Below are 15871 nucleotides of genomic sequence, written 5' to 3'. Positions count from 1 at the left end.
TGTCGCCAGTCGGACCAGTAGCGCCAGTGTCTCCGGTAGGTCCAGTAGCGCCAGTGTCTCCGGTAGGTCCAGTCGGTCCGATGTCGCCAGTCGGTCCAGTTGGTCCGGTGTCTCCGGTAGGTCCAGTTGGTCCAGTGTCGCCAGTCGGTCCAGTTGGTCCGATGTCGCCAGTCGGTCCAGTTGGTCCGATGTCTCCGGTAGGTCCAGTAGCGCCAGTGTCTCCGGTCGGTCCAGTCGGTCCGGTTTCGCCAGTCGGACCAGTAGCGCCAGTGTCGCCGGTAGGTCCAGTAGCGCCAGTGTCACCAGTTGGTCCAGTGTCGCCAGTCGGTCCAGTTGGTCCGATGTCGCCGGTAGGTCCAGTTGGTCCGATGTCGCCAGTCGGTCCAGTCGGTCCGATGTCTCCGGTAGGTCCAGTAGCGCCAGTGTCTCCGGTAGGTCCAGTCGGTCCGATGTCGCCGGTAGGTCCAGTTGGTCCGATGTCGCCAGTCGGTCCAGTCGGTCCGATGTCGCCAGTCGGACCAGTCGGTCCGATGTCTCCGGTAGGTCCAGTCGGTCCAGTGTCTCCGGTAGGTCCAGTCGGTCCAATGTCGCCAGTTGGACCAGTTGGTCCGATGTCGCCAGTTGGACCAGTTGGTCCGGTATCTCCGGTAGGTCCAGTTGGTCCAGTGTCGCCAGTCGGTCCAGTCGGTCCGGTGTCGCCAGTCGGTCCAATGTCTCCGGTAGGTCCAGTTGGTCCAGTTGGTCCGGTGTCCCCGGTAGGTCCAGTGTCGCCAGTTGGTCCAGTCGGCCCGGTGTCCCCGGTAGGTCCAGTCGGCCCGGTGTCGCCGGTAGGTCCAGTTGGTCCGGTGTCGCCAGTAGCCCCGGTAGCGCCAGTTTCCCCAGTCGGCCCAGTTGGCCCGGTGTCTCCAGCAGGACCAGTCGGCCCTTTGCCCCCAGTAGCCCCAGTAGCCCCAGTATCTCCAGTCGGTCCGGTAGCGCCAGTCGGTCCAGTCGGTCCAGTAGCCCCAGTAGCTCCTCCACTAACCTGTAATAATTCGATGTCATCAACAACTATATCCGCAGTAGTTAGGGTAGGAATTTTATTAATAATAAGCAAAGCTTGAGTAGCCGTTGCTGGAACAACAGTAGTGGTTTCATAAATTGTAGTCCAAATATTAGCGGTGTTATCCGGAAGATGGCCTATAGGTATTGTAATATTAAGTCCAATACCAACAGGGGTAGCTGTTACATCTAAATAGAGAAGGGCAATATTTACTTGAGGACTCAATAAAGTACCTAATTTTGCAATGGATAGAAAAAATTCGAAACTATCTCCGGGTGTTACAGGTACTGATTGAAACAATAGACTATTTGCTGTAGTTCCAAATAATCGTGCACTAAAAAAACCGGAATGACTTTGCAGATTAGTAATTGCTACATTTGTAAAGCTCCACGGGATCAGGGTTCCCGTTTCAAAATCACCATTTACAATTTTGTTACTAAAGGGCAACTAAACCACCACTTTCATGAAAAAGGTTTTGGTGCTAGTACATCGTATGTTGCCCATTCTATTAAGGGAACGGTAAGTATCATTAGATCGAACCCCAATTTTGAAAGAATTGCCTAGAGTAATAGATTATATAAAAATCACATAAAGAAGATTAAAAAGCTTACTCACATAAAAGTGTACAGATGTAAAAAAGCAGAGATAATAAAAGACCGTATATTAGCAAAATAATTTTATAACTAGTTCTTACAAAAAACGTTTCTTTCCTGAATATTGAGTTCCATGGAAAAGCAGAGGAGAGATGAATAAAAACAATCCATATAATTAAGGAAGCAAAAAATAATAGATGAATGGGAGGGATTAAACTAAATCGGGCTTGATAAAAGTAGCAGGGGGAAGAATTCATTCTTTCAAAGAATGCACTTTTGACTCCTAATTTGAGCGACTAAAAAAGAAGCCTGGTAAAAATAATAGAGGATTTTATCGATAATAAAATGATTTTAATTTATAACTTCCATATGAAAATGAGATAATACCGGCGTAGCTGATACTACGCTGGTATTATCTAAATTAATGTACTCCCGTTTTAAGGCTGTTTAGCTGCGTATGTAAGGATTTTAACAATCTAAGTAAGGTATCCACATCTTCAGGGTCCATGCTTTGTAAAGCCGTTTCCATAACATGATGAGCAGAAGAGTGATTATTGATCGTTTGAGATAACTTGTGTCCTTCAGGTGTCAACGACAAAATAGTTTCGCGTCTATCTTGAGAAGGTTCTCTGGTAAGATATCCAAGCGTTACTAGTCCATCTATAGAAATACTCAGAGTGCTTTTAGCTGTTAACAAGCGATCTGTTAATTGTTTCAATGTTTTTAACTCTGGATGGAAGCGAATGACATGTAAAATAGCTAACTGTTGCAAGGTAAGGCCAGCATGGGCAGCATCTAGCTGGGTCAATTTAGATGTGATCCTATTGATAGCCCAAAATGATTGCAGAAACGCAAGGGATTGTTTCATTTCTACCCTCCTATTATTCACTTTTAACACCTTTGATTTCTGACAAATAGTTTAAGTTTGAATTATTGAATATCGAACGATTGCATGCATAAGTTTAGCTGATGCTTTATAAATTGTAAAGGATGCTTTCAACAGACTTAGTGAGCTTGCATATAGTATAGGAAGCGGATATGACCAGCAAAGTGTCCGAGAGGTTGACTGGGTGTATTCATCTGACATCTAACCGTGTGTTACGTAGGGGTGTTGTTCGTCTATGACAATGAAGAGGGGGGATTTCATATGCCAAACCATGTACGCCATATTTTCGCAGCAGTCTATACCTCCAAAGGGTATTACAGCTTTTATGATTCCATTTTACAAGATATAAATTACCTGTACCTGATAGATGGCCCGATCGGTACCGGGAAGTCGACTGTTCTTGCATCGATCCAACAAAGGTTGGCTGAACAAGGGGATACCATACAAGTGGTTCATTCTCCTTGGGAGCAAAAAGATATAGATGCTCTGCTATTACCAACCCAACGAATTGCCATTTTAGATGGGAACATTTATGAGAAGGCAGTTGCCGACAAATCAAGATTTAAACGAACTGTTATTGATATAAAAGAAGCTTGTGATGTAACAAGGCTTACCCAATCAGAGTATCAAAATAGGGAATACGAAGAACAAATGGAGGCCGAATTAGAAGAAGCGTATGCTTCTTATCGTGATGCGTTGTTTGTTCATGATGATTGGGAGAGAATTTATATAAGTAATCTAGATTTTGAGAAAGCCAACAAGGCAGCAGAGGAAGTCTGCCAAACAATCTTTGGGGATGTTTTTTTACAGAAGGAATCACGTGTGCAAGAATGTTATTTTGGGGCAGCTACGCCAAATGGTAATGTGGATTATATTATGAGCCTAACGGAAGAGATCGTGCGGTATTTTATTAAAGGACGTCCTGGTTCAGGGAAGTCTACATTGTTAAAAAAGGTAGTTCAGGAAGCCAAACAGCGTGGTTTTGACATGGAAATTTATCATTGTGCCTTAGATCCAAATAGCTTAGACATGGTTATTGTACCGGAAGCTAATGTAGCGATTTTTGATAGTACAGCCCCGCATGAATATCTTCCCAGCCGAAGCTCTGATCGCGTTATTGATATGTATGAACGAGCAATTACTCCATTTACGGACCAGAAGTATGCTTTTCAATTGCGTACCATATTGAAAAAATATAATCAGACAATCAAAAGGGCGAAGGAGCATTTGATTCAAGCTAAATGGTTCCGAGATCAGATCGTTAATCAAAATGAGCAAGCAGTATATTTTGAAAAGTTAGATGTAATTACAGATCGGTTACTAAAGCAGTTGAAGGAAGCATAATTTGATAGTCTATAAGGAAAAACAAAACGCGTCCCTGTTTATGTCGACCTCAGGAACGCGTTTTGTAATGAATCGTGTAGTACGAAAAGTTAAGGAAGAACTACTAAATGAGTAGTCAAAGATAATTCACGCCCGCTAGAAGGATGGTTTAAAACTTTACCATTATAATAAAAGACACTGGAACTTCCACCATCTAGGTTGTATGCGTCACGTACTTTAAACTCAAGCAATTTACGTTGGGCCTCCTCTAGGGTAACCCCTTTACTGCCACCTTTGTTGCGTCCGTCAATTACGATAAATAACAGATCACCATTTTCAAAATTTCCAATCAGTGTACGTGGTTCACGCCGGTTTGCCCATGCTTTTGGAATTGCTTTTTTCTGACCATTTTCCAAAAGGATTGGCAAGAAGCTCGCTCCCTGCATGATGCCGTTCTTTTTCACTTGCTCCTGTGAGGTAAGACGTCCACTGTGCAAGCGACCATTTTTATTAAAGCCGACAAAGCTTAGATTCGGATTATTGGAAAATGTCTTGACCTGTCCATCTACCACTGTAATGCCGAGTGGGGCAAGTTTACCATTGCGCTTATCAAAACCACCTGCATTCACTGCTAAGACGGCACCTTTTCGTTTTGCTGCATGACTTGTTGTTTCCCCTCTACTATAAACGCTATCGTTGGCCAAGACCATTTTCAGCGCATTGGGGTTAAACAGATGGACTTTTGCCATGTAGCCGCTATATCCAGCTTCTTTAAGCGAGTACACTTTAATTCGCGAATTTTTACCGAAGTTTTGTCCAATTGGATCTCCTAGCAGGTTTGCTAGGATTTCATCTAGTAATCCAGTAGATTGCTTCGTCTGGTTTTTGCTAGCTGCGACCAGATTATCAAGCTGCTTCTGATAATGCTCTGCTTCTTTTTTATCCTGATCAGCCGTTTTACGTAGACTTGCCAAAATGTCTTTCGTTTCATTAGAGGCTTTTTCCAGCTCCGACATTTGGGCAGCGAGTTGAGCACTTTTTAACGATAGCTTGTCCATATTGGCTTCCAAGGGTGAGGGCTTGGCAAAAGCAAGCAGAATCCCACAAAGGGGAGCCAGCAATAAAACAAAAAACAGATTCAGCCTAGAAAGCACGAGCAGCATCCTCCAGTTTTTTCAGAGAGCCCTTCAGTTCCGCCAATTGTTTATCTAATGTTGTAATTCGTTGTGACAGAGCTTGCTTCGTCTTGTCTGTTCCAGAGATAGTCTCACCAGTTAATGCTAATTCCTCTTTAATTCCATTCATCTCGGACTGTACATCTCCCATTTGTGTTTCAATCATCTTCATCAACTCATCATTTTTGGCTTCCACCATGCTTATGCGCTGATCCAGATAACTCTGTGAAGCAGAGATATAACTTTGGGCAAGCAAAAAACCGCCAAAGCACAATCCACCCCAGAGGAGCACAATACCAGCGACTAATATTCCCTTGCGTTTGGGAGTGCTTAGTCGTTTTTGTTTTGATGGTCGCACGGCTGCTGAAGCTGATTTTGTTTGCTCCATATAGCTTTGATTCATTCCATTCCCTCCCATTCAAGAAGTCAGGACAGTCCCTTGTAGTTAGGGAGCTTTTTACTTGTTCTCTTTTTCGAAAAAGCTTGTCCAAACAAAGGCATCAAACAAGACACCATTCGTGTAATGTAGCGTTAGTACGACATTTTTTACACGACACTCTATTATAGCATGGAATGAATTACGTGTATTTTACCAACAAAATGGAAGAACGAAGAAAAGAGCTTATTTTCAGCAGTTATCTGCTAAATCCGTGGAATTTCTCTGTTTTTCGACCTGTATAGCAAGGGTAGACTACTTGCTTGCAGTACGAAAGCTGGATTTAGCCGTTTATGTAAAAAATGGAAACGGACGGTTTCGTAATCGAAAACTGTCCGTTCGTTACATTCCTATTTATTGTTCTGATAATTGTTTGATTGGCAGAACGGATTGCTGTTTCGCTGCATTCGGATCGGATAAGACCGTGCATTCACGGAAGCTAAAATGCTTACATCCTAAGCATTTTTGATAATCTAATTGAGTTAAAGCGTACTCAATAGCTTCACCTGTATGCGCAAAAAAGTGCTCCTCCCCAATTTTATCTGCCAGACCTGTTTTTGTTATCACTTCTTTAGGCTGAGTCTGAATGCCTGATATGAGAACTTTTCCACCGTTTCTTGTAAAATCGTTCACTACATTTGCAAGGTTAGACTCACCAGTGGTGTCCATAAAAGGAACCTTCGCCATCTTCAGGAGTAGTATTTTAGGGCGATAATGAATGGTTTGCATAATTGATGATTCAAACATAGCAGCCGCACCAAAGAATAACGCTCCTTCAATGGTAAAAATAGCTATTTGAGGACAATCGTGTCCTTCCTTTACCATATGAGGAGACATTTTTTCGTGTTTTACTGTCGGATCAGGCAGTACCTTTGCAACGGTTAAAATGTCCCTCATTCGCTTCACAAACAGGATAATTGCCAAGATTAAACCTGCTTCGACCGCCGTTACTAAATCGGTTAATACAGTTAGGAAGAAAGTGATTACTAAGACAAGCGAATCACTTGTTTTGGTTTTTACGATATGAACAAATGCCTTGCGTTCACTCATATTCCAGGCCACAACCATTAAGATAGGGGCCATACTGGCTAAAGGAATGGAAGAGGCCCACGGAGCAAACAGTATTAATACGATTAACACAACCAGACTATGAATCATTCCTGAAATCGGACTCTTGGCACCACTTTTTATGTTGGTAGCTGTACGAGCAATGGCTCCAGTCGCAGGGATTCCACCAAACAAGGGGGTAATCATATTTGCAATTCCTTGCCCAATTAGCTCACGATTGCTTTTATGACGGGTTCCAGTCATACCATCAGCCACTACCGCAGATAACAGAGATTCAATTCCTCCGAGTAAGGCAATCACAAAGGCAGGCTTAAGCAACTGAACAATTCGATCCAAGGTGATATCAGGTATATGAAAGTGGGGAAGAGTGCTGGGAATTTCCCCATATGTCGAACCTATAGTTGCTACTTTTCCTTCAAAAAACCATGCTGCCAGCAAACTGGACAAGATAAGTCCGATGAGAGACCCAGGTATTTTGGGAAACAGCTTGGGTGTAATCAAAAGAATAGCGAAACAAATAAGTGCGGTTACAATGCTGTATGGATTGATCGTGGACAGATGGATTCCAAGCTCCCGCATATTCGAAAGAAAGTCTTGATGCCTTTGGACTCCTGTTAACCCCAAAAAGTTTGCAATTTGACCAGTAAAAATAATGACAGCTATGCCAGACGTAAATCCAATGGTAACTGGACGCGGAATGAATGCAATAAGTGCACCTAGCCTCAAGATTCCCATCAGAACGAGCATTACTCCAGCTAATAAGCCTGCAATTAGTAGATTCTCATACCCGTACTGCATGACAATCGCAAATAAGATGGGAATAAAAGCCCCAGTAGGTCCCCCAATTTGAAATTTGGACCCACCAAAGAAAGAAATAAGAAAACCAGCAATAATCGTTGTGTAAATTCCATATTGAGGGCTAACGCCAGCAGCAATAGCAAAAGCCATTCCTAAAGGAATGGCAATGACACCTACAATTAACCCTGATATGAGATCATGTCGAAAATAAGTACTGTTGTAGTGCTCGAATCTTCCCGACAATTTCATTTTTAACCCTTCTTTTTTTATATATTTGATTATTTGAATATAAGGGGAATATACACCCGCTGATCCGTTTTTGTCAATGTAGGAAAGAGCTGATACATATGGTAAAAATTTGGGTTACAAACAAAAAAACAAGAAAATCCTGTTCCAGTGAGATTCTCTTGCTTTTTTATGTCTATTCATCCCGCATGTTTTGAAGTAAAGAAATGGCATCTACTAAATGATTGTCAAAAATCTGCTTGGAAACCTTAAGTAAATCTTTAATAAGGGGATCTCGCAGTGAGTAGATCACAGAGGTGCCTTCTTTAGTTCCACTTACCACATTTTTATTTCTAAGGACAGCTAATTGTTGGGACACAGCAGAACCTTCCGTTCCTAAAATAGCCTGTAGTTCATTAACGTTTTTATCACCTTCACATAAAACCTCTAGGATTCGAATACGCAAGGGATGGGCCAGGGCTTTAAAAAATTCTGCTTTAAATTGTTGAATTTCTCGGTTCATATATCTAAACTCCTTACAAACAATTTTAATGATAGGAATATAAGAATAAGATAACACAGATAGTCAGTAAGTTGTAAAAGAGTACATTGCTACTAGTAATATTTTTTGATTCATTCTAATCATCTATGCTGTAGATACCGATTTTAATAGTAACAGGAGGGTGATTTTCTTACCATTTTATTTTATTCATATTATGATCATATATATAAAATTTTGCAAACTGTTCAATTTGTGTACACATTTTTTCCGTATAGGCAAATTTTGCTAGATTTTTTTCAAAATATGGGTTATGATCTTAATAGAAAGTGACTTTCTATTTTTACCCAAGGGGGAGATATTATGAGCATCGCAATCGCTGTATTACAATTCCTTGGCGCAGTAATCCCTTTAGTAATTGATCTTCTAAAGGCGATCGCTTAGGGCTAATCATTTTCAAATTGTTTTAATGTCCTTATTTTTAACATTTTTTCCAAAAGGCCAGCTCATAGGTAGCTGGCCTTTTGGCATTTTTGAACTAGTAGACTAATTTGGTAGTGGCTCTGTTATCAACTCAATTGTTTTTTAAACAGTGTCAGGAAATGTCACTATTAGAGGCTAGAATGGAGGGAGAAAAGGGGGAGAATGATGTTTAAACAATTACATTGCCTTGCCATTTATACGAAAGACTTGGAATCAGCTATTCTTTTCTATGAGAAAATGGGGTTAGTAAAAAAGTGGGAGGCTGAACAAATTCCGGGTAAACCATGGAAACTAGTAGGTATGGGGTTTGGAGAAGGCCATGCAGAGTTAGTTTTGAAAAATAATCCTGAATTACATTTCATAGAGCCAGAGATTTTTGTAGAAGATGTCACTGCATTCTATGAACAGTGGAAAGACGATCCTTCCATTCAGTGGATTCGTCCGCCATTTTCCAATTCATTAGGTGGTCATGTAGCTATTATGGAGGCGCCGGATGGCAATGTATTTGTATTAATCGGGAAGTAGGCTGATAAATATGATACAATGGGTGGAATGTAACTTTTATTGATCATAAAAACATGGGGGGAGAGAGTGATTGAACTTTATTGGAAAACACTCGCTAAATCTATTGCTACTGATTGTCGGGCCTACATTTTTCCTGAATCTATTTATTAAGGAAGGCACTGCAAAAAATATCATTAGTGTCGTTAGTTTCCTTCTAGTGTTGCTTGTCGTTATTTGTGGAAGAAGATATCAAAAGGAGAATTCAGAATAACGAGAAAGATGTATAAATCCCTTCTTTCTCGGTTCTTATGTGTGACCTTTCTACATACATTGTTGTCAGAACGAAAGGAGAGGGGCACATGGAAGCTACAATTGCTCGGTATTTTGCGATCAAACAACAGCAAAAAGAGTTAGAAGAGGAGCTGGCAGAGCTACGCCGGATTCTGTTGGCTGTTTATCCAGAACCGTGTGAAATTGAGATAGGAGACTACCGTTTGAAAATTAGTCAACAAGAGAAGAAAGAGTTTAATAATGAACACCTACTTAAAGCCGTAGAAGATCCGCAAATATGGAGGCTGATGTCCAAGGTGGATGTGGCAAAAATAAACAGCCTACTTAAGCTAGGTGTCATAAAAGAAGAAACACTCGCAGATACGTACACAGTGAAACAGACCTCATATGTTCAAGTATCGAAAAAGTAAGCGATGAGCCAAAAGTCAAATTTACATCTTACATATAGAAAAAGGCGTGCGACTGGCAACAGTGAAGCACGCCTTTTTACATCCTACACGATTATCAGCTTACACTTGTACAGCTTCCACAGCTTTTTGAATAGCCTGCTCTACATCCTGCAAAATATCTTCAATTGCCTCTGTACCTACGGAAAGACGAATCATCCCAGGGGTCACCCCGGCCTTAGCTTGTTCTTCTGGGGTAAGTTGGAGATGAGTAGTACTAGCTGGATGAATGATCAATGATTTGGAGTCTCCTACATTAGCCAAATGCGAGAACAATTGAACAGATTCAATTACTTTTTTGCCAGCTTCTACTCCACCTTTGATTCCAAAAGTCAACAAAGCCCCCTGACCATCTGGTAAATAGCGTTGACTAAGTTCGTAGGTAGGTGAGCTAGCAAGCCCTGGGTAGCTCACCCACTCTACATCGTTGTGTTGTTCTAAATATTGAGCGACAGCAAGTGCATTTTGACTATGCCGTTCCATCCGCAGGTGGAGAGTCTCTAGGCCTTGTAAGAATAAAAAGGAGTTAAAAGGAGATAAGGTAGCTCCTACATCTCGCTGTAGCTGCACACGAGCTTTTACGATATAAGCAGCATTGCCAACCGCCTCTGTATATACAATTCCATTGTAGGTAGGGTCTGGAGTGGAGAGCCCAGGAAACTTGCCGTTACTCCAATCGAAATGACCGGAGTCTACAATAATTCCCCCGATAGATGTGCCGTGACCGCCAATAAATTTAGTAGCAGAATGGATAACGATATCTGCCCCGTGTTCAATCGGTCGGCACAAAATAGGGGAGGCAAAGGTATTATCCACAAGGAGCGGTAATCCATATTCATGAGCTATGGTAGCAATAGCGTTTAGATCGGCAACCTGCATTTGGGGATTTCCGATCGTTTCGCAGAAAATCGCCTTGGTTTTGTCTGTAATCTTTGAACGGAAATTGTCTGGGTTGGATTGGTCAACAAAATGAACGGTAATTCCAAGCTTTGCAAAGGTATGGGCAAATAAATTGTAGGTTCCCCCATATAAACTGCTAGAGGAGATGATTTCATCACCGGCTTGTGCAATATTTAATAAGGCAAATGTAATGGCGGCTTGACCAGATGCAGTTGCAAGTGCCCCAATACCGCCTTCTAGTAGGGCGACACGCTTCTCAAATACATCCTGGGTTGGATTCATGATGCGGGTATAAATGTTCCCAGGCTCCTGTAACGCGAATAGATTGGCTGCATGGCTGGTGTCACGAAACTCATAGGAGGATGTTTGATAGATAGGGACGGCAAGAGCGCCGGTAGTTGGGTCTGCCTCCTGACCTCCGTGAAGAGCTAGTGTTTCTCTTTTCCAATTGAGGTTTGACATAAAAAACCACTCCTTTTCCATGTAAAGTAAGGTGATTCTCTTGGTTTCAATGGTGGCGCAGTAGAGAGGGAAGACCGGCTTCTCATAGCAAAAAGCCCTCCTCTGAGTAGAGGAAGGCTGCGTTACTAATTTCGCATACATTCATCTCTCAGAACCTTGCGGATTCTGCAGGATTTAGCACCAAGAACACTATGTTCCGGTTGCCGGGCTTCGTCGGGCCAGTCCCTCCACCACTCTTGATGAAAATAAAAGTTTGTTTTATTGTAAGGAGCTTGGAATGATAAGTCAATAATATTTTGTGCATTCTGAAAAAACAGCGGAATCAAATTCAGTTTCCGTTTATAATAACTATTGAAATCATCTTGTTTTAACTTGATTAAACTTCTAAAAATTTAGCTACATATCGACAGCAAAACGGATTTATTTACAGGATACATGAAGTGAATAATCGTGAATAAAAATACAAATAAGTATAATTATACATAATAAGCTGCATAACTTGTATAGAAGCTTGCTTTCTGGAGGGTAAAATAGAAGTAGCTGGAAACATGAAAACCTACATACAAGCATCACTGCCTTTTTTATGTGCACATTTTTACATTTTCCTATTTACTCTTTTTCGTTCTTTTTGCTACTATAGGGAAAGGTGTCTTGCCCCAATTTTTGGGGTGAATTGGCACGGGTGGGCCGAGGGGTTGTTTTGCTTAAAGAAGGGAACCGATATTGTACTCATTTTTTCGTAAAAGATTTGATGTAAAAGGTCATCAAACAACGGTTCGCAACGAAATTTTGGCTGGTTTAACCACGTTTTTCACCGCTGTCTACATCATTGCCGTGAATTCAATGATCTTATCGGATGCAGGTATACCATTGGAAGCAGGTATTGTTGCCACGATCGTTATCTCCTTCATAGGATGCTTGATCATGGGTTTTTGGGCGAATGCTCCTGTAGCACTTGTTCCTGGTATGGGCATTAATGCGTTTTTCTCCTATACGATTGTTAAATCTATGGGATTGTCATGGGAGAGCGCTTTGGCAGTTGTATTCATGTCAGGTGTTTTATTTATCGTGATTGCTTTTACACCGGTTGCCAAAATCTTAGCGAAAAGCATTCCACTGTCTCTAAAAGAAGGAATGACGGTTGGAATTGGATTGTTTCTTACCTTTATTGGTTTGCAAAAAGGCGGCTTAATCGTACCTAACCCATCTACATTTATTGCTTTAGGCGATCTGGGCGATACGAAGGTAGTATTGGGATTGGTCAGCTTGGTAATTGCCGTCGTGCTATTTTTACGCAATGTAAAAGGTAGCTTTTTAATCAGTATTATTGTAAATACGCTGATTGCTATTGCCCTTGGTACGGTAGGTGGTACAAGTCAGGGAAGTGATTTCTCGTTCTCGACATACCTCACTGTCTTTGGAGCATTTTCGTTTGACGGCATAGTTACTACTGGATTTTGGCTGGCTGTGTTTCCGCTAACCATGGTGATTGTTTTTGAAAATATGGGGCTTTTGCACAGCATGGTTCCAGAAAGTAAATTTGCTCGTACTTTTCAAGCAAACTCCATTTCAGCTATGCTTTCTGGATTGTTTGGTACGAGTCCAACTGTGTCTTCAGCGGAAAGTTCTGCAGGAATTGCCGCTGGCGGGAAAACAGGGATTACAGCAATTACGGTAGGAATTCTGTTCTTGATCTCAATCTTTTGCATTCCTGTCATTCGTTACGTGCCGGATACAGCGATTGCTCCTATCTTAATTCTAGTTGGTAGCCTAATGATGCAAAGTGTCAATCAGATCAAGTTCTCCGACATGTCAGAAGGCTTGCCAGCGTTCTTGATCATTGTGCTGATTCCCTTTACAGCGAGTATTGCAGATGGAATTGCTTTCGGATTTATGGCGTATCCAATTGTTAAACTGGCAATGGGCAGACGTAAAGAAATTCCCTTGCCGCTTTTAATCATTTCGTTTATGTTTTTCCTATATTTTGTGTTGCTAGCATTGAAGCTTCATTAAGGTAAAAGGCAGCCATTTTCTCTTTTGAGAGGATGGCTGCTTTTTTGCATACGGGCATGAAAAGTATGAATGAAGGAATGCAGAATGGATATGGAACGGCTAGTCACTGTTGCTAGATGGAGCAAGCATTTTTCTTTTTTTACTAGTTTTAGACGCTTGCGTGACTGAATATACTGAAGAGAAATACATTCCAATCTATGAAACAGTAAAGAAGGTGAGATTTCTGTACGAGACGACGAGCAGATATCGCTATTACAGAGAAGCTTTGGCGAACCTATCTATGCCGTTTGCCTATATTGACCTTGATTTGTTAGATCAGAATATGGCTGAAATTGTAGCTAGGAGCAATGGTAAACGTATACGAATTGCCAGTAAGTCAATTCGTTCTATTCCTATGCTCCGATATATTTTAGATTATGATCCTTTGATCCAGGGCATCATGTGTTTTACAGCATCAGAAGCATTGTTTTTGTGGGAGAACGGATTTCATAATCTGCTACTTGGTTACCCTGTGGTGGACAGATCTTCGCTACTTACGATAGCACGAGCTGTACAGCAGGGCGCACAAATTACATTAATGGTCGATTCATTGGAGCATATTAACTTGGCGGAGGAGGTGGCCAAACAAGTAAGTACGCCCTTGTTGCTTTGTGTGGAGATGGATGCCTCTGACTCATTTTGGGGCTTGCATATTGGTGTATACCGCTCATCTTTACGTACATTCGAGCAAGTGATGCAGATGGTTGAAAGAATTGGATCGAGTCCTTGGCTTGTGTTGGATGGAATCATGAGCTATGAGGCGCAAATTGCTGGTGTCGGTGATAATATGCCAGGGCACGGTTTCAAAAATGGTGTTATCTCTTATCTAAAAAAACGTTCTATACGCGTAGTGAGGGAAAAGCGGAAACGTGTAGATGACGAATTACAACGACAGCATATTTCGCTCCGCTTTTTTAATGGTGGCGGTACCGGAAGTATGAGCTCTACTTGCTACGAGAATGCAGTGACAGAAGTAACGGTAGGCTCTGGTTTTTACGCTCCTGCCTTATTTGATTACTACAAAGAATTTCATTTCCAGCCAGCCGCGGGGTTTGCTGTTGAGATAGTGCGACAGCCTAGATTCAATATCTATACTTGTTTGGGGGGCGGGTATGTGGCCTCTGGAGCGATAGGGAAAGAAAAACTGCCCCTCCCATATTTACCACCACAGGCTGCGTTATTGCGCTTGGAAGGAGCAGGAGAGGTCCAAACGCCTGTACGTTATGAAGGTGATCAAAAGCTTGCAATTGGAGATCCCATCTTTTTTCGGCATAGTAAGGCAGGAGAATTATGTGAACGCTTTCCAACACTACATTTGCTACGGAAAGGGAAAAGGATAGGAGAGGCCATAACGTATCGGGGAGAGGGCAGGTGTTTTCTATGAGAATAGTAGCAATGCAACCATGGAAGAATTGGGCAGGATTAGTTACTAGCACACCACAGCAAGCGATTTATCCATCCTGCTTGGAGGAAGTGGTAGAAGTTGTAAAAAAAGCTATTCAACAGGGAAAAACGATTCGTGTAGTCGGCTCAGGACATTCCTTTCCTGCACTTGTTGAAACAGATCAAATTCTTCTATCATTAGATGATTTACAAGGTGTACTATCAATTGATGAAAAGGAACAAACAGCAACTGTGTGGGCAGGGACAAAGCTCAGGCTTTTGGGAGAATTGCTATATGAGCGAGGCTATTCGCAAGAGAATTTAGGAGATATTAATGCCCAGTCCATTGGCGGAGCGATTAGTACAGGAACACATGGTACGGGGATTCGGTTCGGAAGTGTTTCCACGCAAGTAGTTGGTTTAACTGTAGTAACCGCTCAGGGTGATTTGTTGGAATGCTCCGAAAGCTCTCATCCTGAACTTTTTCGTGCATTACAAATCTCTCTTGGCGCACTCGGGATCATTGTCAAAGTGAAGATACGTGTGCTTCCTGCGTACAACATTTATTATAAGAGCAGACGGATGAATTTAAACGACTGTTTAAAAAATTTGACCAGCTTTACTGATCGTCATCGTCATTTCGAATTTTACTGGTTTGTGTATACAGATATGGTACAAGCAAAATTCATGCAAATTACTCAAGAGCCGGCTACTAAAAATAGTGCTTGGAATCAGTTTAAAAAAATAGGCATTGAAAATGGTCTATTCTGGCTTTTATCAGAGGGATGTCGTTTATTTCCTCAGTTGTGTGCACCCGTAAGTAAACTTTCCGCAAGAGCTGTTCCTGATATGGAGGAGGTGGGGGCTAGTCATAAATTGTTTGCTACTCCACGCTGGGTTCGATTTAGTGAGATGGAGTATAGTGTGCCTGCTGATAAAATGCAAGAGGTAGTTCAAGAGATCAGAGAATGCATACAAAAGCATCGTTTTACTGTCCACTTTCCGATTGAATGTAGGTATGTAAAAGGAGATGAAATCTGGCTTAGCCCGGCTTACAAGCGAGATTCTGCGTATATTGCGGTGCATATGTATAAAGGAATGCCCTATAAGGCGTATTTTCAGGAAATGGAGCGTATTTTTCTCAAATATGATGGGAGGCCGCATTGGGGGAAGTTGCATGAATTAACTGCTACTGATTTACAAGAGAGATTACCCATGTGGAGTCAGTTTATCGCAATCCGCAAAGAGCTGGACCCGAATGGATTATTTCTAAATCCCTACTTGTCACGGCTGTTTGGAGTATAA

The 15871-nt window shown here is 41.8% G+C and carries 13 protein-coding genes and 1 riboswitch; of the genes, 6 read left to right on the top strand and 7 right to left on the bottom strand.

The window, feature by feature from the left end; all coding sequences use genetic code 11:
* Both O0550_RS11085 and O0550_RS11080 read right to left on the bottom strand, forming a co-directional pair.
* On the bottom strand, nt 1-1489 hold a 1489-nt coding region (locus tag O0550_RS11085), incomplete at its 3' end, for an NTTRR-F1 domain (RefSeq protein ID WP_258426314.1).
* A gap of 567 nt (nt 1490-2056) precedes the next feature.
* Nucleotides 2057-2503, bottom strand: a complete 447-nt coding sequence (locus O0550_RS11080; protein ID WP_181748703.1) for a MarR family winged helix-turn-helix transcriptional regulator — start codon at nt 2501-2503, stop codon at nt 2057-2059.
* A 279-nt stretch (nt 2504-2782) separates the two neighbouring features.
* Here O0550_RS11080 and O0550_RS11075 point away from each other — a divergent pair, with 279 nt between their 5' ends.
* Nucleotides 2783-3865, top strand: a complete 1083-nt coding sequence (locus O0550_RS11075) for a hypothetical protein (RefSeq protein WP_003346078.1) — start codon at nt 2783-2785, stop codon at nt 3863-3865.
* An 89-nt stretch (nt 3866-3954) separates the two neighbouring features.
* Here the strand turns inward: O0550_RS11075 and O0550_RS11070 are convergent, their stop codons facing one another.
* From O0550_RS11070 to O0550_RS11055, 4 genes are all read right to left on the bottom strand, one after another.
* Nucleotides 3955-4998: a phosphodiester glycosidase family protein gene (locus O0550_RS11070; RefSeq protein ID WP_003346080.1), complete on the bottom strand. Its 1044-nt coding sequence runs from the start codon at nt 4996-4998 to the stop codon at nt 3955-3957.
* A complete protein-coding gene (locus O0550_RS11065; protein WP_003337179.1) occupies nt 4988-5422 on the bottom strand; it encodes a hypothetical protein in 435 nt (144 codons plus the stop codon). Before O0550_RS11065 ends, O0550_RS11070 begins: the two co-directional genes overlap by 11 nt.
* A 387-nt stretch (nt 5423-5809) precedes the next feature.
* The gene (locus O0550_RS11060) at nt 5810-7570 is read right to left on the bottom strand and encodes a SulP family inorganic anion transporter (RefSeq protein ID WP_258426313.1); all 1761 of its coding nucleotides are present in this window, start codon (nt 7568-7570) and stop codon (nt 5810-5812) included.
* Nucleotides 7571-7742: 172 nt separating this feature from the next.
* Nucleotides 7743-8069, bottom strand: a complete 327-nt coding sequence (locus tag O0550_RS11055; protein WP_003346086.1) for an ArsR/SmtB family transcription factor — start codon at nt 8067-8069, stop codon at nt 7743-7745.
* Between the two features lie 624 nt (nt 8070-8693).
* On the opposite strand from O0550_RS11055, the gene O0550_RS11050 reads away from it, so the two are divergent.
* Both O0550_RS11050 and O0550_RS11045 read left to right on the top strand, forming a co-directional pair.
* Nucleotides 8694-9053: a VOC family protein gene (locus O0550_RS11050; RefSeq protein WP_022584896.1), complete on the top strand. Its 360-nt coding sequence runs from the start codon at nt 8694-8696 to the stop codon at nt 9051-9053.
* Between the two features lie 338 nt (nt 9054-9391).
* Nucleotides 9392-9733 (top strand): hypothetical protein, encoded by a 342-nt coding sequence (locus O0550_RS11045; protein ID WP_258426312.1) that lies wholly within the window; start codon nt 9392-9394, stop codon nt 9731-9733.
* A 99-nt stretch (nt 9734-9832) separates the two neighbouring features.
* Here O0550_RS11045 and O0550_RS11040 read toward each other — a convergent pair whose 3' ends face one another.
* Nucleotides 9833-11131: a homocysteine synthase gene (locus tag O0550_RS11040; protein ID WP_003346091.1), complete on the bottom strand. Its 1299-nt coding sequence runs from the start codon at nt 11129-11131 to the stop codon at nt 9833-9835.
* Between the two features lie 138 nt (nt 11132-11269).
* A riboswitch (SAM riboswitch) is annotated at nt 11270-11377 on the bottom strand.
* Nucleotides 11378-11854: 477 nt separating this feature from the next.
* Between O0550_RS11040 and O0550_RS11035 the strand changes: the two genes are divergently transcribed.
* The 3 genes from O0550_RS11035 to O0550_RS11025 all read left to right on the top strand — a co-directional run bounded on the left by O0550_RS11035 (nt 11855) and on the right by O0550_RS11025 (nt 15871).
* Nucleotides 11855-13144, top strand: a complete 1290-nt coding sequence (locus O0550_RS11035) for an NCS2 family permease (RefSeq protein ID WP_258426311.1) — start codon at nt 11855-11857, stop codon at nt 13142-13144.
* A 109-nt stretch (nt 13145-13253) separates the two neighbouring features.
* Nucleotides 13254-14567 (top strand): amino acid deaminase/aldolase, encoded by a 1314-nt coding sequence (locus O0550_RS11030; protein WP_258426310.1) that lies wholly within the window; start codon nt 13254-13256, stop codon nt 14565-14567.
* A complete protein-coding gene (locus tag O0550_RS11025; protein ID WP_258426309.1) occupies nt 14564-15871 on the top strand; it encodes a D-arabinono-1,4-lactone oxidase in 1308 nt (435 codons plus the stop codon). Before O0550_RS11030 ends, O0550_RS11025 begins: the two co-directional genes overlap by 4 nt.

It is taken from the genome of Brevibacillus halotolerans, assembly GCF_026891775.1.
Lineage (GTDB): Bacteria > Bacillota > Bacilli > Brevibacillales > Brevibacillaceae > Brevibacillus_B > Brevibacillus_B halotolerans.
Note: the sequence above shows the minus strand (reverse complement) of the source record. Positions and strands in the feature narration are given on the sequence as shown.

Bases quoted from the DNA above. Each gene is read 5' to 3' on its own strand.
- O0550_RS11080 (WP_181748703.1), bottom strand. From the start codon at position 2,503: ATGAAACAATCCCTTGCGTTTCTGCAATCATTTTGGGCTATCAATAGG.
- O0550_RS11075 (WP_003346078.1), top strand. From the start codon at position 2,783: ATGCCAAACCATGTACGCCATATTTTCGCAGCAGTCTATACCTCCAAA.
- O0550_RS11065 (WP_003337179.1), bottom strand. From the start codon at position 5,422: ATGAATCAAAGCTATATGGAGCAAACAAAATCAGCTTCAGCAGCCGTG.
- O0550_RS11060 (WP_258426313.1), bottom strand. From the start codon at position 7,570: ATGAAATTGTCGGGAAGATTCGAGCACTACAACAGTACTTATTTTCGA.
- O0550_RS11055 (WP_003346086.1), bottom strand. From the start codon at position 8,069: ATGAACCGAGAAATTCAACAATTTAAAGCAGAATTTTTTAAAGCCCTG.
- O0550_RS11050 (WP_022584896.1), top strand. From the start codon at position 8,694: ATGTTTAAACAATTACATTGCCTTGCCATTTATACGAAAGACTTGGAA.
- O0550_RS11045 (WP_258426312.1), top strand. From the start codon at position 9,392: ATGGAAGCTACAATTGCTCGGTATTTTGCGATCAAACAACAGCAAAAA.
- O0550_RS11040 (WP_003346091.1), bottom strand. From the start codon at position 11,131: ATGTCAAACCTCAATTGGAAAAGAGAAACACTAGCTCTTCACGGAGGT.
- O0550_RS11025 (WP_258426309.1), top strand. From the start codon at position 14,564: ATGAGAATAGTAGCAATGCAACCATGGAAGAATTGGGCAGGATTAGTT.